This is a genomic window from Streptomyces alboflavus (assembly GCF_000716675.1).
Lineage (GTDB): Bacteria > Actinomycetota > Actinomycetes > Streptomycetales > Streptomycetaceae > Streptomyces > Streptomyces alboflavus.
Genome location: NZ_JNXT01000003.1, coordinates 324869 through 346143, shown reverse-complemented (window position 1 = coordinate 346143; position 21275 = coordinate 324869). Strand labels below are relative to the sequence as shown.

General features: G+C 73.2%; 12 protein-coding genes, 1 pseudogene and 1 riboswitch. Of the genes and pseudogenes, 6 read left to right on the top strand and 7 right to left on the bottom strand.

Features of this window, described 5'->3' with window-relative positions:
• Positions 1-14 precede the first annotated feature (14 nt).
• From OO63_RS04365 to OO63_RS04355, 3 genes and pseudogenes are all read left to right on the top strand, one after another.
• Positions 15-503: pseudogene (locus OO63_RS04365) on the top strand (TetR-like C-terminal domain-containing protein); the annotation flags it as partial.
• 48 nt (positions 504-551) lie between these two features.
• Positions 552-1514, top strand: a complete 963-nt coding sequence (locus OO63_RS04360; RefSeq protein WP_030356574.1) for an ABC transporter ATP-binding protein — start codon at positions 552-554, stop codon at positions 1512-1514.
• A complete protein-coding gene (locus tag OO63_RS04355; protein WP_030356573.1) occupies positions 1511-2302 on the top strand; it encodes an ABC transporter permease in 792 nt (263 codons plus the stop codon). Before OO63_RS04360 ends, OO63_RS04355 begins: the two co-directional genes overlap by 4 nt.
• On the opposite strand, the gene OO63_RS46575 is transcribed toward OO63_RS04355, so the two are convergent.
• From OO63_RS46575 to OO63_RS04330, 4 genes are all read right to left on the bottom strand, one after another.
• A complete protein-coding gene (locus OO63_RS46575; RefSeq protein WP_051810523.1) occupies positions 2223-5600 on the bottom strand; it encodes an ATP-binding protein in 3378 nt (1125 codons plus the stop codon). The genes OO63_RS04355 and OO63_RS46575 overlap by 80 nt on opposite strands.
• A 78-nt stretch (positions 5601-5678) precedes the next feature.
• Positions 5679-6824, bottom strand: a complete 1146-nt coding sequence (locus tag OO63_RS04340; RefSeq protein ID WP_030356572.1) for a bifunctional 2-methylcitrate synthase/citrate synthase — start codon at positions 6822-6824, stop codon at positions 5679-5681.
• Between the two features lie 90 nt (positions 6825-6914).
• The gene (prpB, locus tag OO63_RS04335; RefSeq protein WP_030356571.1) at positions 6915-7820 is read right to left on the bottom strand and encodes a methylisocitrate lyase; all 906 of its coding nucleotides are present in this window, start codon (positions 7818-7820) and stop codon (positions 6915-6917) included.
• Complete coding sequence (locus OO63_RS04330) at positions 7820-9337, bottom strand: MmgE/PrpD family protein (RefSeq protein WP_030356570.1); 1518 nt, start codon at positions 9335-9337, stop codon at positions 7820-7822. The genes prpB and OO63_RS04330 overlap by 1 nt, the downstream gene beginning before the upstream one ends.
• A 223-nt stretch (positions 9338-9560) precedes the next feature.
• Here OO63_RS04330 and OO63_RS04325 point away from each other — a divergent pair, with 223 nt between their 5' ends.
• Positions 9561-11000 carry a short-chain fatty acyl-CoA regulator family protein gene (locus tag OO63_RS04325; RefSeq protein ID WP_030356569.1) on the top strand — a complete coding sequence of 480 codons (1440 nt, stop codon included), beginning with the start codon at positions 9561-9563 and terminating at the stop codon, positions 10998-11000.
• A gap of 4 nt (positions 11001-11004) precedes the next feature.
• Here the strand turns inward: OO63_RS04325 and OO63_RS04320 are convergent, their stop codons facing one another.
• Positions 11005-12423 carry a short-chain fatty acyl-CoA regulator family protein gene (locus OO63_RS04320; RefSeq protein WP_030356568.1) on the bottom strand — a complete coding sequence of 473 codons (1419 nt, stop codon included), beginning with the start codon at positions 12421-12423 and terminating at the stop codon, positions 11005-11007.
• Between the two features lie 413 nt (positions 12424-12836).
• Here OO63_RS04320 and aceA point away from each other — a divergent pair, with 413 nt between their 5' ends.
• Positions 12837-14123, top strand: a complete 1287-nt coding sequence (aceA, locus tag OO63_RS04315) for an isocitrate lyase (protein WP_030356567.1) — start codon at positions 12837-12839, stop codon at positions 14121-14123.
• A gap of 110 nt (positions 14124-14233) precedes the next feature.
• Positions 14234-14451, top strand: a riboswitch (cobalamin riboswitch).
• Between the two features lie 161 nt (positions 14452-14612).
• Complete coding sequence (gene metE, locus OO63_RS04310) at positions 14613-16931, top strand: 5-methyltetrahydropteroyltriglutamate--homocysteine S-methyltransferase (RefSeq protein ID WP_030356566.1); 2319 nt, start codon at positions 14613-14615, stop codon at positions 16929-16931.
• Positions 16932-16982: 51 nt separating this feature from the next.
• On the opposite strand, the gene OO63_RS04305 is transcribed toward metE, so the two are convergent.
• Both OO63_RS04305 and cimA read right to left on the bottom strand, forming a co-directional pair.
• Positions 16983-19310 carry a transketolase-like TK C-terminal-containing protein gene (locus OO63_RS04305; RefSeq protein ID WP_030356565.1) on the bottom strand — a complete coding sequence of 776 codons (2328 nt, stop codon included), beginning with the start codon at positions 19308-19310 and terminating at the stop codon, positions 16983-16985.
• A 127-nt stretch (positions 19311-19437) separates the two neighbouring features.
• Positions 19438-21171 carry a citramalate synthase gene (cimA, locus tag OO63_RS04300; RefSeq protein ID WP_030356564.1) on the bottom strand — a complete coding sequence of 578 codons (1734 nt, stop codon included), beginning with the start codon at positions 21169-21171 and terminating at the stop codon, positions 19438-19440.
• Positions 21172-21275: the final 104 nt, after the last annotated feature.

Genomic DNA, 21275 nt, shown 5'->3' with positions numbered 1-21275 from the left:
GCGAACTGCCCCAGGACACCTTCCACACCGCCGCCGCCTCCGGGGCCGACCTCCCCGCGCTCGCGCACGCCCTGCGCCGCTGGGCGCTGGCCGACCCCCAGCGGTACTTCCTCCTCTACGGCACCCCCGTCCCCGGCTATCACGCGCCCGACGACACCACCGCCATCTCGTCCGAGATCATGGCGACGCTGCTCGACACCTGCGCCGCGCTCCCGTCACCTCCGTCGTCGGATCCGGCGTCGACGTCGGAACAGCACTTCGACCAGCCGTCGCAGCAGCCCGCGGACAGCCCGGCGGCCGCCTTCACCGCCCACCTCGCGGACCACCGCCAGTGGGCGGGCGACCACCCCGCCCCGCCCGCGGTCCTCCACCGCGCCCTGGCCTTCTGGACCCGTCTCCACGGCGTCCTGTCCCTCGAACTCGCCGGGCACTTCACGGGGATGAGCTTCGACGCCGAGCAGCTCTACGCGGCCGAGCTCGACGGCCTGCTCGCCGCGCGCTGAAACCCTTCTGAAACCGCGCTGAATGCAGCCTGTCGCAGCCTCTGCGGCATGACGACAACGACATCCCGTCCCCTCGCCATCGCGGCCGAGGGGCTGCGCAAGGCGTACGGGGACAAGACGGTCCTCGACGGCATCGACCTGGCGGTGCCGACCGGCACCGTCTTCTCCCTGCTCGGCCCGAACGGCGCGGGCAAGACCACCGCCGTCAAGATCCTCTCCACCCTCGTCACCGCGGACGCCGGTGACCTCAGGGTCGGCGGTCACGACCTGGCCGTCGACCCGCAGGCGGTGCGGGCCGCGATCGGCGTCACGGGGCAGTTCTCCGCCGTCGACGGGCTGATCACCGGCGAGGAGAACATGCTCCTCGTCGCCGACCTGCACCACCTCCCCCGCCGCGAGGGCCGCCGCACCACCGCCGCGCTCCTCGAACGCTTCGGCCTGGTGGCGGCCGCGAAGAAACCCGCCGTCACCTACTCGGGCGGCATGCGGCGCCGCCTCGACATCGCCATGACGCTGGTCGGGAACCCGCGGATCATCTTCCTCGACGAGCCGACCACCGGTCTCGACCCGCGCAGCCGCCACACCATGTGGGGCATCATCCGCGAGCTGGTCGCCGGCGGCGTCACCGTCTTCCTCACCACCCAGTACCTGGAGGAGGCCGACGAACTCGCCGACCGCATCGCGGTGTTGAACGACGGCAGGATCGCCGCCCAGGGCAACGCCGACGAGCTGAAGCGGATCGTCCCGGGCGGGCATGTGCGGCTGCGCTTCGCCGACCGGTCTGCGTACCGGTCCGCCGCCGTCGCCCTGCGCGAGGTCACCGCGGACGACGAGGCGCTGACGCTGCGGATCCCCAGCGACGGCAGCCAGCGCGAGCTGCGCTCCCTCCTCGACTGGCTGGACTCCGCGGACATCGAGGCGGACCAGCTGACCGTGCACACCCCCGACCTCGACGACGTGTTCTTCGCCCTCACCGGCGGCGCCGACAAGCCCGCGGAGGCGGTCCGATGAGTTCCCTCTCCCCCGCCGTGCGCGACTCGTACACCATGCTGCGCCGCAACCTGCTGCACGCGCGGCGCTATCCGTCGCTCACCCTGAACGTGCTCCTGATGCCGATCGTCCTGCTGCTGCTCTTCGTCTACGTCTTCGGCGACGTGATGAGCGCGGGCATCGACGGCGGCGGCGCCGGCCGCGCCGAGTACATCGCCTATCTCGTCCCGGGCATCCTGCTCATGACCATCGGCGGCGCCCCGGTCGGAACGGCGGTGTCCGTCGCCATGGATATGACCGAGGGCATCATCGCCCGGTTCCGGACCATGGCGATCCACCGCGGCTCCCTGCTCATCGGGCACGTGGTCGGCAGTGTGCTGCGGGCGGTCATCAGCGTGGTCCTCGTGGGCGCGGTCGCCGTGGCCGTCGGCTTCCGGTCCACGGACGCCTCGGCCCTGGAGTGGCTGGCGGCGCTCGGGCTGCTCGCGCTGGTCGCCACGGCGTTCACCTGGATCGCCGTGGGGACGGGGCTCGCGAGCCCGAACGTGGAGGCGGCCAGCAACAACGCTCTGCCGCTGATGATCCTGCCGTTCCTCTCCAGCGCCTTCGTCCCGGTCGACGCGATGCCGGGCTGGTTCCAGCCGGTCGCCGAGTACCAGCCGTTCACGCCCGCCATCGAGACCCTGCGCGGACTGCTGCTCGGCAGCGCCATCGGCAACGAGTGGTGGATCACGATCTGCTGGTGTCTGGGCCTGGGGACGCTGGGCTACTTCTGGGCGACCTCGCTGTTCCACCGCGATCCCCGATGAGCGCGCGGGCCGTGTCCCGCAACTCGTCCCGCCCCAGGGCGGCGTACTCCGACACCGCGTCGGCGTACGCCGCCCTGTCGGCTTCCTCGGTGGCCTCGGTGGCCTCGGCGGCCCGCCGGGCGCGGGCCGCGGACATGGTCGGCCGGAACTCCCGCAGCACCCGCAGGCGTTCGGCGAGCGCGATCATCCGCACGGCCACGGTACGGGCGCCCGCACCCGCACCCACGTCGGCATCGGCATCGGCCTCAGGACCGGCCCCGCCCGCCCTCAGCCCCGCCACGCCCAGCGCGTGCAGCACCGTCCCGTACACCGGCAGCTCCATGGGCGTGCGGGGCGGGCCGGCGAGCAGCCGCCGCAGTCGCTCGCGCATCCGGTCGAGGGGCTCCGCGACAAGTCCGAGCCGGTCGGCGTACGCGTGCGCCGTCACCGCGGCCGCCTGGATCTGCAGCGCCCACGGGTCGATCCAGGGATCGTCCTGGAACAGGGAACCGGCGTGGGCCAGCCGCTCCATCGCGCCGCGCCAGAGTTCGAGCCCGGTCTCCGTCAGCCCTCGGCCGAGCGCGATCTCGGCGCGGACGCCGATGTCGGGGCTGTAGAAGGCGTCCTGCTGCGCGTTGCCGTCCGCCACCTGCCGCAGCCAGTGCTCCGCCTCGTCGAGCTCGCCGCGCTGCAGGCAGGCGAGGGCGAGGCCGGAGCGGATGCCGATGTAGTCGTGCTCGTCGCCGAGCCGCGGCAGCGTCTCCAGGGCGGCCTTCAGATAGCCGTACGCGGCCTCCCCTTGCCCCGTCTTCAGGCACAGCTCGCTGATCCGGGAGTGGCTGACGACCCGCAGCGTCGGGTTGTCGATCGGCGCGAGGACCGCGAGCATCCGGCGCGCCGAGGCCAGTGCCCGGTCGATGTCGTGCTGGTACTCCCAGATGTAGGTGGCGACGCCCTCGGCGATGCCCGCGACCAGCGGCCGCTCACTGGCGCAGAGCCCGCGCAGCACGGCGTAGTCGGGAGGGACCATCTCGGGGACCGCGCTCAGCACCACGGCGGTGGCGCGCAGCAGGGTGTCCGGCGGGGCCGGGGGCAGCCGCCGCAGGGTGACGAGCTGGCGTGCGACGTGCGAGCCGTTGAAGAGGCTGCCCGTGCACAGCGCCGCGGCGGCGCGGGCGACCTCGACGTACGCGGGTTCGGGGTGGTAGTGCGAAAGGGCCGGGCCGGTGTCGGCGGCGAGCGCGGCGAGGCGGGGGTAGTTGGAGTCGGTGGACCACAGGGCCGCGAGGACGGCGGTGACGGCCGCGGTGGTGGGTCCGTCGGCGCGGGCCAGGGCGTGCCGCAGTGCCGCCACGAGGTTGTCCTGCTCGGCCTTGACGCGTTCCCAGGCGGGCAGGGGCTCGGCGCCGAGGAGCGCGTCGTGGTGGGCGACGCCGAAGTCCCGCGCCCAGCCGAGGAACCGGCCGACGGCTTCGTCCCCGCCGCCCGATGCCACGGAATGTCCTCCGGTCGCCGGGAGTTGGTCACCGGCCGCCGGGAGTTCGCCGCCGGTCGCCGGACGTTCGGCACCCGCCACCGCGATTCCACCGTCCGCGCGCGCCGACTCCCCGCCCGCCTCCACCAGCCGCGCCGCCCCGAACTCCCGTACGGTCTCCAGCATCCGGAACCGCACCCCGGCCGCCGTGTCCGTGACCGTGAGCAGCGACTGGTCCGCCAACTGCTCCAGGAGCGGCAGCGCGTCCCCGCCGAGGACCTGGTCGGCCGCTTCACCGCTGAAGCCGCCGGGGAAGACGGACAGCGTGCGCAGGGCGGCCCTGGCGTCCCGCGTGAGCAGGTTCCAGCTCCACTCGACGACGGCGTGCAGGGTGCGGTGGCGCTCCGGCGCGTCCCGGGCCCCGCCGCGAAGCAGCGCGAACCGGTCGCCGAGGCGGCGGGCGATGTCCAGCACGGACAGGACCCGGACCCGCGCCGCGGCAAGCTCCACGGCGAGCGGCAGCCCGTCGAGGTGGCGGCACAGCTCGGCCACCGCGTCGGGCGGGAGGAGCACACCGGGCCTGGCGGCCCGGGCGCGTTGGGTGAACAGCTCGACGGAGGTGTCGAGGCCGAGCTCCGGCAGGGCGTACACCGCCTCTGACGTGAGATCCAGCGGGGCCCTGCTGGTGGCGAGCACGGTGACGGCACGGGACGCGGAGACCAGGGCGTGCACGAGGTCGGCGGCGCCGCGGATGACGTGTTCGCAGTTGTCGAGGACGAGCAGGGCGGGCCCGGTGCCGAGCACGCCGAGGATGCCGGTCACCGGGTCGACCGGGGGGTGGCCGGGCACGGCGCCGTGCCGCCCGTCGCCCGCGCCGAGCGCGGCGGCCACCTCCGGGGCGACGTCGTCGTCCGCGGTGACGCCGGCGAGCGGCACGAAGTACACCACGCGCTGCTCGGCCCGGCGGCTGACGGCGTACGCGAGGCGGGTCTTGCCGAGGCCGCCGGGGCCGACGACGGTGACGGCGCGGGAGGCGCGCAGGAGCCGTTCGGCCTCCGCGATGTCCTCGTCCCTGCCGAGGAGTTGGTTCGGCTCGTGCGGCACGCCGTGCCTGACGACCGGTGCCTCGCCGCGCAGCAGCTCCTGGTGCACGGCCTTGAGTCCGGCGCCGGGCTCCGTGCCGAGGCCGTCGCGCAGTTCACGGCGGTACGTCTCGTAGCGTGTGAGTGCGGCGGCCGGGCCCGCCGTCGCCGCCGTGCCGCGCAGCAGCTCGGCGAGCACCTCCTCGTCGCGCGGCTGGACGGAGGCGGCCGCGGCCAGCGGTCCGGCCGCCTCCGTGTGCCGCCCGAGGCGGGCGAGCGCGAGGGCCCGGGCGCGGACGAGCGCGTCGCGGACGGGGGCGCGCTCGGCGCGCAGCGCGGCCACGGGGTCGTCGGTGGCGCCCCCGGGGTCCGGGGTACCGGGCCAGAGCGCGAGCCCGGCGTCGGCGGCGGCCAGCGATCCGGCGTGGTCCCCGGCCCTCGCGCGGTCCGCGCTCGCGGTGGCGTGCAGCGGCAGGGCGGAGCTGTCGACCTGGTCCTCGGTGAGGGTGAGCCGGTAGCCGGTCGGGGTGCTCGCGATGGCGTCGGCGCCGAGCTGGGCCCGCGCCCTGGACACGAGCACCTGCACCGCCTTGCCCGGCCGCTCCGGCTGCTCGTCCGGCCACAGCCCCGCCACGAGCCGCTCGGTGCTGCGGCCGGAGCGCAGGTCGCCCGCGAGCAGCGCGAGGAGGCCGCGGATGCGGGGCGCGGTGACCTCCTGCCCGCGATGGGCGACCCGCGGCAGCAGGGTCAGGTCGGTGCTCATCCGTGCAGATTAGCCAAGGGGGCGGCGGCCCGGGCGCGGCGGTGGGGGCGGCTCCCGCGAGGGGGTTGAGGACAGGGTTCAGGGGCGGGTGGGCACGGTCCGCTGGCCGGGCCCTGTGTAGGCGCCGAGGGGGCGGATCAGAGCGTTGTGGGCGAGCTGTTCGGTGATGTGGGCGGTCCAGCCGGTGATACGGCTCATCACGAACAGCGGCGTGAAGGTGGGGATGTCGAAGCCCATCAGGTGGTAGGCGAGGCCGGCGGGGTAGTCGAGGTTGGGGTGGATGCCCTTGCGGGCGGCCATGGCGTCCCGCAGGGCCGTGTGCAGGGCGGCGAGGCGGGCGGCTTCCGGGGCACCCGCGTGGGCGACGAGCCGGTCGGTGGCCTCCTGCATGATCGGTACGCGGGAGTCGCCGTCCTTGTAGACACGGTGGCCGAACCCCATGATCTTGCGCTGCGCGGCGAGTGCCTCGTCGAGCCACGCCTCGGCCCGTTCGGGTGTGCCGATCTCGCCCAGCATGTGCATCACGGCTTCGTTGGCGCCGCCGTGCAGGGGGCCCTTGAGGGCGCCGATGGCGGCGGTGACGGCACTGTAGAGGTCGGAGAGGGTGGAGGTGACGACGCGTGCGGTGAACGTCGAGGCGTTGAAGCTGTGTTCGGCGTACAGGACGAGGGAGATCTCGAAGCAGCGGACCACCTCCGGCTCGGGGACGCGACCGAAGCACATGTGGAAGAAGTTCTCGGCGTACCCGAGGGAGGCGTCGGGCTGGATCGGGGTGAGGCCCCTGCGCCTGCGGTGGTCGGCGGCGACCACGGTCGGCAGCTTCGCGAGCAGACCGAGGGACTTGCGGAGGTTCGCCGCCGGGGTGCCGTCGTCCTCGGCGGGGTCCTCGGCGCCGAAGAAGCTGACGGCCGTGCGCAGGACGTCCATGGGGTGGCAGGTCTCGGGCAGGCGGGCCAGGAGCTCCGCGGTGGTGCGGTCCAGGGGACGCAGGGCGCGCTCGCGGGCCCGGAACGCGCCCAGCTGGTCGGAGTCGGGCAGCTCACCGTGCCAGAGCAGATGGGCGACCTCCTCGAAGGAGCAGCGGGCGGCCAGGTCCTGGACCGGGTAGCCGCGGTAGGTGAGGGAGTTGGTCTCCTGGATGACGGTCGAGATCTCGGTGGTGTCGGCGACGACACCGGCGAGGCCGCGGCGGATGTCCGTCTGGGCGGGCGTGGCTGTGGTCATGCGGGGCTCCTCGGGCAGAGGCTGCGGGCCGGGCGGGAACGGGGGGCGGTCGCCCGGCGAGGGAAGGCGGCGGGCGCGGGCGGGCGGACGTCAGACGCCCGGCGGGAGGCGGAAGTCGAAGACGGCCGAGTCGAAGGCCGCGTACTCCTCGTAGCCGAGCACTTCGTAGAGCCGCGATCGGGTCTGCATGCGCGGGACGAGCGACTCCTGGGTGCCCTCGGCGGCGAGGGTGGCGAGGCCCTCCTCGACGGCGCCCATCGCGAGCCGGAAGAAGGTGACCGGGTAGAGGGCGATGTTGTAGCCGAGGTTCTCCAGGGCGGCCGTGGCCAGGAGCGGGCCCTTGCCGAACTCCGTCATGTTGGCGAGCAGCGGTACGTCGACGGCCCTGCGGAACGCCTCGAACTCGGCCTCGTCCAGAAGGGCTTCGGGGAAGACGGCGTCCGCGCCCGCGTCGACGTACGCCTTCGCCCGGTCGATCGCGGCGGCCAGGCCCTCCACGCCGCGCGCGTCGGTGCGGGCCATGAGCAGGAAGCCGGGGTCGCGGCGGGCGTCGGCCGCCGCGCGGACCCGCCGCACCATGTCGGCGGTCGGCACGAGCGTCTTGCCGTCGAGGTGTCCGCAGCGCTTGACGGCGATCTGGTCCTCCAGATGCATCCCGGCGAGCCCCGCGTCCTCGAACAGCTGCGTGCTCCTGGCGGCGTTGAGGGGCGCCCCGAAGCCGGTGTCGGCATCGATGAGGACGGGCAGGTCGGTGACGCGGGTGACCTGCTGGGCGCGGGCGGCGATCTCGGTGGCGGTGGTGAGGCCGATGTCGGGCAGGCACAGTTCGGCGGCGAGGACGCCGCCGGAGAGGTAGGCGGCCTCGAAGCCGTGCTCCTGGATGAGCTTGGCCGCGTACGGGTTGACGGCTCCCGGCATCCGTACGAGCCGTCCGGAGGCGAGCCGTGCGCGCAGGTCCTTGCGGCGTTCGGCGGGGGTGGTGCGGGTGTGCAGCATCAGAACAGGCCCTTCGGGAGCGCGCTGTCGTACGCGGCGACGGCGGCGGTGTCGACGGCCGGGAAGAGGTCCGCGAGTCCGGCCGTGTCCAGCTCGGCCAGTCGGCCGGCCGTGTCCAGGAAGGCGTCCCGCGCATCCGGCGTGACGACGCCTTCGGTGAGGGTGCGGAACTTGGCGGTGTAGCCGTCGCGGTCGAACGGGCGGGCTCCGGCCGGATGGGCGTCGGCGACGGCGAGTTCGTCCTCGACGACGGTGCCGTCGTCGAGGGTGATGACCGCGCGGCCGCCGAAGGCGCGGCGCCCGGGGTCGGGGTCGTGGTAGCGGCGGGTCCACTCCGGCTCCTCCACGGTGGAGATCTTCCGCCACAGCTCCACGGTGTCCGGGCGGCGGGCCCGGTCGGGGGCGTAGGAGCGCTCGTGGTGCCAGCTGCCGTCCTGGAGGGCGACGGCGAAGATGTACGGCACCGAGTGGTCGAGGGTCTCTCGGCTGGCCGTCGGGTCGTACTTCTGCGGGTCGTTCGCGCCGGAGCCGATGACGTGGTGGGTGTGGTGGCTGGTGTGCAGCACGAGGGAACGCACCCGGTCGAGCGGGCCGGTCTTCTCGCGCATGCGCCGCGCGAGGTCGATGATGGCCTGCGCCTGGTACTCGGCCGAGTGCTCCTTGGTGTAGGTGTCGAGGATCGCGCGGCGCGCCTCGCCCGGCTCGGGCAGCGAGACGGTGTACGCCGCCTCGGGGCCGCCGAGCATCCAGGCGAGGAAGCCGTCCTCGCCCTCGTAGATCGGTGCGGGGGCGCCCTCTCCGCGCATCGCCCGGTCCACGGCCTCGATCGCCGCCTTCCCGGCGAAGGCGGGGGCGAACGCCTTCCAGCTGGAGATCTCGCCCTTGCGGGACTGCCTGGTCGCGGTCGTGGTGTGCACCGCCTGCCCGACGGCCTGGTACACGGTCGGCGTCGGCAGCCGCAGCATCGCGCCGAGCCCGCAGACCGTGGCCGCGCTGAGGTGCGCCACGTGGTCGATGCGGTGCGCGTGCAGGCAGATGCCCTTGACGAGCGCGACATGGATCTCGTACGCGGCCACGATGCCCCGCAGCAGGTCGGCGCCGGAGCGACCGGTGTGCTGGGCGACGGCGAGCAGCGGCGGGATGTTGTCGCCGGGGTGGGAGTAGTCGGCCGCCAAGTACGTGTCGTGGAAGTCGAGTTCGCGCACGGCCGTGCCGTTGGCCCAGGCCGCCCACGCGGGCGGGACCCGGACGGGGCTGCCGAAGACCGTGCTGCCGGGGGCGGTCGCCGGGTGGGCGGTGGCCTGGGCGCGGGCGACGGCGACCGGTCGGCGCAGTAGTGAGGCCAGGGCGACAGAGGCGTTGTCGATCACCCGGTTGACGGCCATGGCGGCGGCCGCCGGGTCCAGGTCGGCGGCCTCCTGGGTGCCGGTGGCGACGGCGGCGAGTTTCCAGGCCAGCTGGTCCTCGCGGGGCAGCCGGTCGGCGCTGGGGTGGACGCGTACCTGATGGTCGATCACGGGACTCCTCGCGGTGTGCGGCTGAGCGGAACCGCCCGGGTCCGGCGGTTCGTGCCTTCCGCATCGATCATTCCCGTCGCGGGGCGCGCGGGCGACGGCTCCAATCTGCGAAATCCGTACCGCCGGGCGCTGCGAAACTGCGAATTCTGCGAAAGGTGCGGATGATAACTTCGCAACAGCGGACCGCTCGGGCAACGCCCGCGGGGAAAGGAGCACGGCACGCATGGCACGGCCTCCCGCACGGAAGATCTACGCGCACGCCAAGCTGCGGAGGCTGCGCGCCGAGCGCGGCATGAACCAGGTCGAACTGGCCCGCTCGCTCGGCATCTCCACGAGCTACCTCAACCAGATCGAGCACAGCCAGCGCCCGCTGACCGCGCCGGTCCTGCTGCGCATCGCCGAGGTCCTCGGCGTCGACCCCGAGTTCTTCTCGGAGGCGGCGGAGGAACGGCTCGCCACCGATCTCCGGGCCGCCCTCAGCGACGAGGCCACCGGCGTCACCGCCACCCCGGAGGAGGCCGTCGAGGTGGCCCGCGACCACCCCGATGTGGCCCGCGCCCTGGTGGCCCTGCACCACCGCTACCGGGACGCCGCCGAGCAGGTCGCCGCGCTCGCCTCGGCCGACACGCCGGGCGTCGCCCTGCCCCCGGCCGAACCGCACGACGAGGTCCGCGACTTCTTCTACACCCACCACAACCACTTCGAACCGCTCGACAGCGCGGCGGAACGCGCGGCCAGGGACTGGGGCCTCGAACCGTCCCGCCCGGCCACCGACGTCCTGGAGCGGCGCCTGGCCGACCACCATCACGTCACGGTGGTGCGTGCGGCGCCCGAACGCGCCGCGGACGCCCGCCGCTTCGACCCGACGAGCCGCCTCCTGTTCCTCTCCCCCTGGCTCACCGAGGGCCAGCGCGCGTTCCAACTCGCCACCCAGATCGCCCTGTTGGAGTACCGTCCGCTGCTCGACACACTGGTCGACGCGGCCGGGCCGACGTCCGCGCAGGCCGCGGCGCTGACCCGCATCGGCCTCGCGAACTACTTCGCCGGCGCCCTGCTGATGCCGTACGCGGCCTTCCTCGCCGCCGCGGAGGAGCTGCGCTACGACATCGAGCTGCTCCAGGCACGGTTCGGCGTCGGCTTCGAAACCGTCTGCCACCGCCTCAGCACCCTCCAGCGCTCCGGGCGGCGCGGGGTGCCCTTCTCGTTCCTGCGCGTGGACCGCGCGGGCAACGTCTCCAAGCGGCAGTCCGCCACCGACTTCCACTTCTCCCGGCTCGGCGGCACCTGCCCCCTGTGGACGGTCTACGAGGCGTTCTCGGCGCCCGGCCGGATCCTCACCCAGGTCGCCGAGATGCCCGACGGAAAGCGCTACTTCTGGGTGGCGCGCACGGTCACCCGAGGCGGAGCCGGACACCACGCGCCGCGCGCCGAGTTCGCCGTGGCCCTCGGCTGCGAGCTGCGCCACGCGCACCGCCTGGTCTACGCGGAGGGCGTCGCCCTGGACGACCCGCGCGCGGCGACCCCCATCGGCCTGGGCTGCCGCCTGTGCGAGCGCCGCGACTGCGCCCAGCGGGCCCGGCCCCCGGCCGGCGGGCGCCTCGCGGTCGACCCGGACCGCCGGACGTACGTGCCCTATCCGGTCGTGACGTCGGGCGACGCCTGACCCGTCAGGCCCTGCCCTGTCGCTCCCCCACCACCGGGTAGGGCACGAAGGTGCTGCTGTTCTCGTCGATCGCGAGGCTGCGGTCGAGCGGGGGCACGGCCCGTTGGGGGCAGTCGGTGCGTTCGCAGAGGCGGCAGCCCATGCCGATGGGGACGGCCGCCGAAGTGTTGTCCAGGTCGAGGCCGTCGGAGTAGACGAGGCGGGAGGCGTGGCGGATCTCGCAGCCGAGGCCGATGGCGAAGGTCTTTCCGGGCTCGCCCCAGCCGCCGCGGTGCCGGGTGAGCGCGCGGGCGGTCCACAGATAGCGCTGCCCGTCGGGCATGGCGGCGACCTGGACGTGGATGCGGCCGGGCGCGGCGAACGCCTCGTACACGTTCCACAGCGGGCAGGTGCCGCCCGCGCGGGAGAAGTGGAAGGCGGTGGCGGACTGGCGCTTGGACATGTTGCCCGCGCGGTCGACCCGGACGAAGGAGAACGGGACGCCGCGCAGCCGGGGCCGCTGGAGGGTGCTGAGGCGGTGGCAGATCGTCTCGTAGCCGAGGCCGAAGTGGTCGCAGAGCCGCTCGATGTCGTAGCGGAACTCCTCGGCCGCGGCGTGGAAGCGGCGGTAGGGCAGGATCAGCGCGGCGGCGAAGTAGTTGGCGATGCCGATGCGGGCCAGCGGCCAGGCCGCGGAGCCCGGCGCGAAGTCCTCCGTGGCGAGGGCGGAGATCTGGTCGGTGTGTTCCAGGAGCGCGAGCTGGGTGGCCAAGCGGAACGCCTGCTGGCCGGGGCGGAGGCGGCCGGAGAGGTGCAGGACGCGGGCCGCCGGGTCGTAGTGGTGCAGGAGCTCGTCGGAGTCCGCGGCGATGCGTACTCCGTGGTGGTCGGTGAGGCGCTTGGAGAGGACGCGGACGACCTCGCCGGGGCGGATGCCTAGCTCCGCCGCGAACTGCTCGGCGGCCAGGTCGATGTCGTGGAGGTAGTTCTGGCGCCGGTAGAAGAACTCGCGGATCTCCTCGTGGGCCGAGCGCGGCTGCGCCACCGGGCCGGGCCCCCGCCCCTCCGCGGCTTCGGCCAGCTGCTCGGTGAGGCGCTGGTTGCGGCGGCCGAGGTCGACCAGGAGCGTGGCCACGGCGGGCATGCGGGAGGCGAGGTCGGAGAGGTCGGTCGCGGACACCTGGCCGGTGGAGACCTCGCCGGTGAGGGCGTCCCGCAGGTCGGCCACCAGCCTGCTGGTGTCGCGCTCGGAGAAGAAGCCCGGGTCGACGCCGAACGCCTCGGTCAGGCGCAGCAGCACGGGCACGGTGAGCGGGCGGGAGTCGTGCTCCATCTGGTTCAGATAGCTCGGCGAGATGGCGAGGGTCCTGGCCAGGTCGGCCTGGCTCATCCGGCGTTCCTCGCGCAGCCGCCGCAGCCGCGCTCCCGCGTACGTCTTGCTCACTCGTGACTCCCGTCCCTTCGGCCCACCTGCTGCTGCCCCGCCCGCGCGGCTCACCCGCGCCCGGCCCACCCGCGGCGTCTGCGTGACCGCGATCGTAGTCACCCGGAATCCGCCTCTCCAGCCTTCGCAGAGTTGGCAGAACCGCCGTGGAAGATTCGCAGAAGTTGGCACCTCTCCTCGGTTGCTGGCACTGAGTGCCGATGTCACAGTCGAACCGCGGCTCGCCGGACTCCAGCGGGCGGAGCGGAACCGGGGCGCGAACTCATGCCCTGACGTCGGAGATCCCGGCCCTTTCCGCCCGAATCGGCAGCATTGCTCACCTGTCCACGTACGGACCTGGCGAGCCGCACCCAGATCGACCAGGCACTCAGTGCCAGATATTCGCACAGTTCACGAATCTCCGGGAGACGGTCATGGCACAGGCAGGGACGACGACGGCGACGGCCGAGGAGCTCGCGCGGCGGTGGGCGACCGACCCGCGGTGGCAGGGGATCGAGCGCACCTACAGCGCCGCGGACGTCGTGCGGCTGTCCGGCAGCGTCCGCGAGGAGCACACCCTGGCCCGGCGCGGCGCCGAACGGCTGTGGCGCCAGCTGCACGAGCTCGACTACGTGCACGCGCTCGGCGCGCTGACCGGTGGCCAGGCGGTGCAGCAGGTCAAGGCGGGCCTGCAGGCGATCTACCTGTCCGGCTGGCAGGTGGCCGCCGACGCCAACCAGGCCGGGCACACCTACCCCGACCAGTCGCTCTACCCGGCCAACTCCGTGCCGCAGGTGGTCCGCCGCATCAACAACGCGCTGCTGCGCGCCGACCAGATCGCCACCAGCGAGGGCGACTCGGCCGTGGACTGGCTGGCCCCGATCGTGGCCGACGCCGAGGCCGGGTTCGGCGGCCCCCTGAACGCCTTCGAGCTGACCAAGGCGATGATCGCGGCGGGCGCGGCCGGCATCCACTACGAGGACCAGCTCGCCTCCGAGAAGAAGTGCGGCCACCTCGGCGGCAAGGTCCTCGTGCCCACCGCCCAGCACGTCCGCACCCTCAACGCGGCCCGCCTGGCCGCCGACATCGCCGATGTGCCGACCCTGATCGTGGCCCGCACCGACGCGCTCGCCGCCAACCTCCTCACCAGCGACGTCGACGAGCGCGACGCCGAGTTCGTCACCGGCGAGCGCACCGCCGAGGGCTTCTACCGGGTCCAGAACGGCATGGCCCCCGTCATCGCGCGCGGCCTCGCCTACGCCCCGTACGCCGACCTCATCTGGGTCGAGACCGGCACCCCCGACCTCGCCCAGGCCCGCGAGTTCGCCGAGGCCATCCACGCCGAGCACCCCGACCAGATGCTGGCCTACAACTGCTCGCCGTCCTTCAACTGGAAGGCCGCGCTCGACGACGACCAGATCGCCAAGTTCCAGCGTGAACTGGGCGCCATGGGCTACAAGTTCCAGTTCATCACCCTGGCCGGTTTCCACTCCCTCAACCACGGCATGTTCGACCTCGCCCGCGGCTACGCCGACCACGGCATGACCGCGTACGTCGACCTGCAGGAGAAGGAGTTCGCCGCGCAGGAGCACGGCTTCACCGCCGTCAAGCACCAGCGTGAAGTCGGCACCGGCTACTTCGACCTCGTGTCCACCGCCGTCAACCCGGCCTCCTCCACCACCGCGCTCTCCGGCTCCACCGAGGAGGAGCAGTTCCACTAGGGCGTGCCGAGGTCGGGGCCGTGCGGGCGTGCGCCCAAACGGCCCCGACCCGTGTCTCATCTCACGTTCCGGAATGTGAACACCGCTGCCCAGGAGCGCGTCCACCCTCTAATCTGACGCGTGCAGCTGGTTCGCCCTGTCCGCCAGGCAGGCGCGTCGTAAGAGGGAACCCGGTGGGAATCCGGGACTGCCCCGCAGCGGTGAGTGGGAACGACCACCGTCATGAGCACTGGATCCGGCCGCGGATCCGGGAAGCGACGGTCAGTAGGTGTCCGCCTCGGCGGACGTGCCCGCGAGTCCGAAGACCTGCCCGTTGCCCGTACGTGACCGATCGCGTGCGGATATCCCGGTGACCTCGTGGGCGGGTCGGCGTGCATACAGGCGGAGCACCGTGCCAGTGGCGTGTGTGCGGCCCGTCCTGTTCGTCATCCCTTCGCGTCCGTGTCCCGTCCCGGGATTCTCAGGAGTCATCTCGCGAAGGAGATTTCCGTGACAGCGAAGCCCGCAGCCGCGGCAGCACGGGCCACCGTGTACGGCTACCCCCGTCAGGGCGCAGGCCGTGAACTCAAGAAGGCGATCGAGGGGTACTGGAAGGGCCGCGTCACCGCGGAAGCCCTGAAGGAGACCGCGACGGAGCTGCGCCGCTCCACCTGGCAGCGCCTCGCGGCGGCCGGTGTCCACGAGGTGCCGACCGGCGATTTCTCGTACTACGACCACGTCCTGGACACCAGTGTCATGGTCGGCGCCGTCCCCCGGCGGCACCGCTCCGCCGTCGACGCCGACGCCCTCGACGGCTACTTCGCCATGGCCCGCGGCACCCAGGACGTCGCACCGCTCGAGATGACCAAGTGGTTCGACACCAACTACCACTACCTCGTGCCGGAGCTCGGCCCCGACACCGTCTTCAGCGCCGACTCCACCAAGCAGGTCGCCGAGCTCAAGGAGGCCCTCGCCCTCGGCCTCGCCGCCCGCCCGGTCCTGGTCGGCCCCGTCACGTACCTGCTGCTCGCCAAACCCGCGCCCGGCGTGGCCGCGGACTTCGAGCCGCTCACCCTCCTGGACCGGCTGCTTCCCGTGTACGCGTCCGTCCTCGCCGACCTGCGCGCGGCCGGCGCCGAATGGGTGCAGCTCGACGAGCCCGCCCTGGTCCAGGACCGCACCCCGGCCGACCTCAACGCCGCCGAGCGCGCCTACCGCGACCTCGGCGCCCTCACCGACCGGCCGAAGCTGCTCGTCGCCTCCTACTTCGACCGGCTCGGCGACGCCCTGCCGGTCCTGGCGAAGGCCCCGATCGACGGACTCGCCCTCGACTTCACGGACGCGGCCGCCGCCAACCTCGACGCCCTCGCCGCGGTGGGCGGCCTTCCCGGCAAGCGTCTCGTCGCCGGTGTCGTCAACGGCCGCAACATCTGGATCAACGACCTCGAGAAGTCCCTGGCCACCCTGGGGACGCTCCTCGGCCTCGCCGACCAGGTCGACGTCGCCGCCTCCTGCTCCCTCCTGCACGTCCCGATCGACGCCGCCGCCGAGCGGGACATCGACCCGCAGATCCTGCGCTGGCTCGCGTTCGCCCAGCAGAAGACCGGCGAGATCGTCACCCTGGCCAAGGGCCTCGCGCAGGGCACGGACACCATCGCCGCCGAACTCGCCGCCAACCGGGCCGACCTGGCATCCCGCGCCGGTTCCGCGATCACCCACGACCCGGCTGTCCGGACCAGGGCGGCGGCCGTCACCGACGCCGACGGCCGCCGCTCGCAGCCGTACACCGAGCGGGCCACCGCCCAGCGCGCCCACCTCGGCCTGCCGCTGCTTCCCACGACCACCATCGGCTCGTTCCCGCAGACCACGGAGTTGCGCGCGGCCCGCGCCGACCTGCGCGCGGGGCGCATCGACACCGCCGGGTACGAGCAGCGCATCGAGAACGAGATCCGCGAGGTCATCTCCTTCCAGGAGAAGACCGGCATCGACGTCCTGGTGCACGGCGAGCCCGAGCGCAACGACATGGTGCAGTACTTCGCCGAGCAGCTCACCGGCTACCTGGCCACACAGCACGGCTGGGTCCAGTCGTACGGCACCCGCTACGTCCGCCCGCCGGTCCTGGCCGGCGACATCTCGCGGCCCGAGCCGATGACGGTGCGCTGGACGTCGTACGCCAACTCCCTGACGGAGCGCCCGGTCAAGGGCATGCTCACCGGCCCCGTGACCATGCTCGCCTGGTCCTTCGTCCGCGACGACCAGCCGCTCGGCGACACCGCACGCCAGGTGGCCCTCGCCCTGCGCGACGAGGTGAACGACCTGGAGGCCGCCGGGACTTCGGTCATCCAGGTCGACGAGCCCGCGCTGCGCGAGACGCTGCCGCTGCGGTCCGCCGACCGCCCGGCCTATCTGGACTGGGCCACCGAGTCCTTCCGCCTCACCACCAGCGGGGTGCGGCCCGACACCCAGATCCACACGCACATGTGCTACGCCGAGTTCGGCGACATCGTCCAGGCCATCGACGACCTCGACGCGGACGTCATCAGCCTGGAGGCCGCCCGCTCGCACATGCAGGTGGCCCGGGAACTGGCCGAGCACGGGTACCCGCGCGAGGCGGGCCCCGGCGTCTACGACATCCACTCCCCGCGCGTGCCGGGCACGGACGAGGCCGCGGCCCTGCTGCGCAAGGGACTTGAGGCCATCCCCGCCGAGCGCCTGTGGGTCAACCCGGACTGCGGCCTGAAGACCCGCGGCTGGCCCGAGACCCGCGCCTCGCTGGAGAACCTGGTCGCGGCGGCCCGCACGGTCCGCGGGGAGCTGTCCGCGTCCTGACCGCCGTCCCTCCCGGGGCCGGGGCACCCGCGGGTGCCCCGGCCCCGGGCCTCAGTCGGTGACGTCGAGGGCGGCGCCCACGATGCTGTCGGCGTCGATCCCGTGGTGCCGGTAGACGTCGGCGAGCGAACCGGACTGGCCGAACCCCGTGACCCCGAGTGCGCTGGTCGCGACCTTGTTGACCGTGGCCAGGAACGACAGCGTGTGCGGATGGCCGTCGAGAACCGTGACCAGCGGTGTGGCGCGGTCCGCGGGGAACACCTGGTCCAGGATCCAGCTGTCGGCCTGCTCGTCGTGGCCCTGCCGGGCACGCAGGGCTCGGTACAGCAGATCGGGGCTGGTCACGCAGACGACGTCGGCGGCCACCTGCTCCTGCTCCAGCCGGTCGGCCGCGGCCAGGGCCTCCGTGACCACCGCCCCCATCGCCACGATGGTCACCTGCGCGCCGGTGCGCCGCCGCAGCGGGTAGGCCCCGGCCACGACGTGGCGGCGGCGCCGCTCCCGAGCGGCCGGATCGGCCGGGACGGCGGCCAGCGACTGGTCCACGGGACGGGTGGAGAGGCGCAGGTAGGAGGAGCTTCCGTCGGCGCGGCCCAGCCGGGAGAGGCAGGCCAGCAGGGCCCATTCGGTGTCGAGCGCGAAGGCCGGTTCGTACGTCACGCACCCCGGCTGTTGCAGGCCGATCGACGGGGTCTTGAGGGACTGGTGGGCTCCGCCCTCGGCGGCGAGGGAGACGCCGGACGGGGTGCCGACGAGGAGGGACTGTCCGCCCGCGTAGATTCCGTAGGACCATGGTTCCAGCGCCCGTTCGATGAACGGGTCGTACAGCACTCCGATCGGCAGCAGGGGTTCGCCCCAGCGGCTCCAGGTCGCGCCGAGTTCGGACAGCAGGCCCACCAGGTTGGTCTCGGCGATGCCCAGTTCGATGTGCTGTCCGGTGGGCTTCTCGCGCCAGTGCAGGATGGTCTCCGCGTCGTCGGCGAACCAGTCCCGGCGTTCCTGCGGGGACCAGACGCCCACCTTGTTCACCCAGCCCCCGAGGTTGGTCGTGGAGCTGACGTCCGGGCTGACGGTCACGATCCTGCGGGCGGCTCCGGGGGCCTGCCGGGTCAGGTCGAGCAGGACACGGCCCAGGGCCGCCTGTGTGGTGCCCGCTCCCTTGGGGGTGCGGCCGAAGTCCGTGGGCAGTTCGGGCGGCACGGACCGCTCGACGGCCGGGCGGCGCAGCAGTTCGCCCCTCTTCTCGCACAGGCGGTGCGCCTCTCCGGTGGCGGGGAGGGCACGCCACGGGTCGTCCGGGTCCGCGCCGACGCGGGCGGCGAGGTCCCGCATCTCCTGCGTGGTCAGGAGCGCCGAGTGGTTCTGCGGGTGCCCCTTCGTCGCCAGGCGGTGGCCCTTGACGGTGTACGCGAGGACGACGGTCGGCCGGGTGTCGTCGATCGCGGTGAAGGCGGCGTCGAGGGCGTGCAGGTCGTGGCCGCCTAGGTGGGCCACCGCCTCGACGAGGGTGTCGTCGTCGACATCGGCGATCAGTTCGGCGATGCGGGGTGCGGCCGGTCCGGTGCCGGGCAGTCGCCGGCGGAGGTCGGGGCCGTCGCAGCGCAGCAGCCGCTGGTACTCGGGGTTGGTCATCTCGTCGAGGCGCAGGCGGAGTTCGTCGCCGCCGGGGCGGGCGAAGATCTCCTCCAGCAACCGGCCGTACTTCACCGTCAGGACCTGCCACCCGGCGGCGGCGAACATGCCGCGGAGCTTCTCGGCCGCGATGCCGGGCACGACCCGGTCCAGCGACTGCCGGTTCATGTCGACGACCCAGACGATCTCGCCGAGGTCGGCCACCGCCGGGTCGAGGACCGCCTCCCAGATCGCTCCCTCGTCCAGCTCGGCGTCACCGAGCAGCGAGTACTGGCGTCCCGTGCCCGGGTCGCCCCCCGCCGAGGCCGTGTAGCGGCGCGCGAGAGCGCCCCAGATCGTGGCGGTGGCGCCGATGCCGACCGACCCGGTCGAGTAGTCCACCGGGTCCGGGTCCTTGGTCCTGCTCGGGTAGCTCTGCAGGCCGCCGAACTCCCGCAGCCGCGTCAGATACGAGGCGTCGAGCTCCCCGAGCAGGTGGTTGATCGCATGGAGCACCGGGGACGCGTGCGGCTTCACCGAGACCCGGTCCTCGGGCCGCAGATGCCGGAACCACAACAGCGTCATGATCGACACCATCGACGCGGACGACGCCTGGTGCCCGCCGACCTTGAGGCCGGACGGATTCGGGCGCACCCGGTTGGCGTGGTGGACGATCGCCGAGGAGAGCCACAGCACCCGGTCCTCGACCTCGGCCAGAACCTCCAGTTCCGCGCCGGCCGGTGGCGCGCCGGTCGTGGAGTCATTCATCGTCGAACCTCTTCCGCGTGATGCCTGCATGTTCCTGTGTTCCTGGGATCCTTCGAGCGATTCGTCCGGGCGGGCCGGGCCGGTACGCGGTGTGCCTCGTGACGTCCCTCTAGGGCTGTGACGTGCCTCAAGGGCCGGGGACCGTCGCCTTGGTCTTCGCGCGGGAGCGTGCGTCGCTCACGGCCTTGTAGGTGAGGCCGTCGCGGAGCGCGAGCAGGGCGGCCGCGGCCGCGCTGGTGTGGACGCCGACGGTGGTCCACTCACGTTCCGCGTCCCGGGTGACGACGAGCACGCGGGTCACCGCGGGGCCGCCGGAAGCGCTGTCGAGGACGCGCACGCTGTGGCCGACGAGGACGGTCTCCGCGACCCACGGCAGACACGGGGCGAGTGCGCGGCGCAGGGCCGAGTCCAGGGCGCCGACCGGCCCTTCGCCCTCGGACGTCGCACCGGCTTCCCTGGTGCCGCCCTCGGAAGGACGGCCGCCGTCCGGGCTCGGCGTGGCGCCGGAGGCGCCCGGAGACTGTTCCACCCGCAGCCGCACGCTCGCCTCGAAGGTGACGCGGTCGTCCGTGGCGCGGCGCTCGACGACCTGGTAGGTCAGGGGCGTGAAGGCCTGGGGGTGCCGTCGCGTTCCGTTCGCGCCCGCGGCCGTGTCGGCCAGTTCCTCGTGCAGGAGCAGTTCGAGCGACGCGTCGGCGGCCTCGAAGGACCAGCCGTCGGCCTCCAGTCGCTTGACGCGGGTGACGGCGCGGGTGACGGCCTCGGTGTCCTGGATGGCGAGGCCGAGTTGAAGACACTTCAGCTCCAGGCTGGCGCGCCCGGCCATCTCCGTCACCAGGATGCGGGACGCGTTGCCGACGACGTCCGGGTCGATGTGCTGATAGAGCCCGGGGTCGACCTTCATCGCGCTGGCGTGCAGACCCGCCTTGTGCGCGAAGGCGGCGGCGCCCACATAGGGCTGGTGGCGGTCGGGGCTGACGTGGGCGGTCGCGGCCACGGCGTGGGCCGTCCTGGTGAGTTCGGGCAGTCGCTCAGGCGGCAGCACGGGCAGGTCCAGCTTGGTGGCGAGGTTCCCGATGACCGCGAACAGGTCCGCGTTGCCCGTGCGTTCGCCGTAGCCGTTGCCGGTGCACTGGACGTGGGTGGCGCCGGCCTCGACGGCCGCGATCGTGTTGGCCACGGCGCATCCGGTGTCGTCCTGGCAGTGGATGCCGATCCGGAATCCGGTGCGCTCGATGACCTGGGCGACGGTGTCGGCGAGACGGCCGGGGAGCTGGCCTCCGTTGGTGTCGCAGAGCACGGCGACGTCGGCGCCCGCCGCCATGGCCGCGTCCAGGACGCGCAGCGCGGTGTCGGGGTCGTCGGCGTACCCGTCGAAGAAGTGCTCGCCGTCGAAGAACACCCTGCGCCCCTCGGCCCTGAGGAAGCGGACGGTGTCCCGGACCATCGCGCAGTTCTCCGCCACGTCCGTGCGCAGCGCGCGCTCGATGTGTCGTCTGTCGGTCTTGGCGACCAGGGTGATCACCGGGGCGTGCGACTCCAGCAACGCGCGGACCTGCGGGTCCTGGTCCGCTCTGCGGCCCGCCTTGCGCGTGCTGCCGAAGGCGACCAGCGCCGCGTGCCTCAGGTCGAGTTCGGTGGCGGCACGCGCGAAGAAGGCGGTGTCCTTGGGCAGGGCGCCGGGCCAGCCGCCTTCGATGAAGCCGACGCCGAGCGAGTCCAGTAAGCGGGCCGTGGCGAGTTTGTCGTGGACGGAGTAGGAGATTCCCTCGCCCTGGGCGCCGTCGCGCAAGGTGGTGTCGTAGAGGTGGAAGCTGTCGCCGAGCGGGGTTTCGGCCGGTGTGGTGCGCAGGTGAGTCACCGGGCGTCCTTCCTGAGCGGTTGTCGTTGAGGGGTTACCTGGTCCGGCGGGCGCCGTCGGCCGCGCGTGGGCGCTCTTCGCACCCGGGCCGCGGCGTCGGGGCG

Bases quoted from the DNA above. Each gene is read 5' to 3' on its own strand.
- OO63_RS04305 (WP_030356565.1), bottom strand. From the start codon at position 19,310: ATGAATGACTCCACGACCGGCGCGCCACCGGCCGGCGCGGAACTGGAG.
- OO63_RS46575 (WP_051810523.1), bottom strand. From the start codon at position 5,600: ATGAGCACCGACCTGACCCTGCTGCCGCGGGTCGCCCATCGCGGGCAG.
- OO63_RS04355 (WP_030356573.1), top strand. From the start codon at position 1,511: ATGAGTTCCCTCTCCCCCGCCGTGCGCGACTCGTACACCATGCTGCGC.
- OO63_RS04360 (WP_030356574.1), top strand. From the start codon at position 552: ATGACGACAACGACATCCCGTCCCCTCGCCATCGCGGCCGAGGGGCTG.
- aceA (WP_030356567.1), top strand. From the start codon at position 12,837: ATGGCACAGGCAGGGACGACGACGGCGACGGCCGAGGAGCTCGCGCGG.
- OO63_RS04340 (WP_030356572.1), bottom strand. From the start codon at position 6,824: ATGACCACAGCCACGCCCGCCCAGACGGACATCCGCCGCGGCCTCGCC.
- prpB (WP_030356571.1), bottom strand. From the start codon at position 7,820: ATGCTGCACACCCGCACCACCCCCGCCGAACGCCGCAAGGACCTGCGC.
- OO63_RS04325 (WP_030356569.1), top strand. From the start codon at position 9,561: ATGGCACGGCCTCCCGCACGGAAGATCTACGCGCACGCCAAGCTGCGG.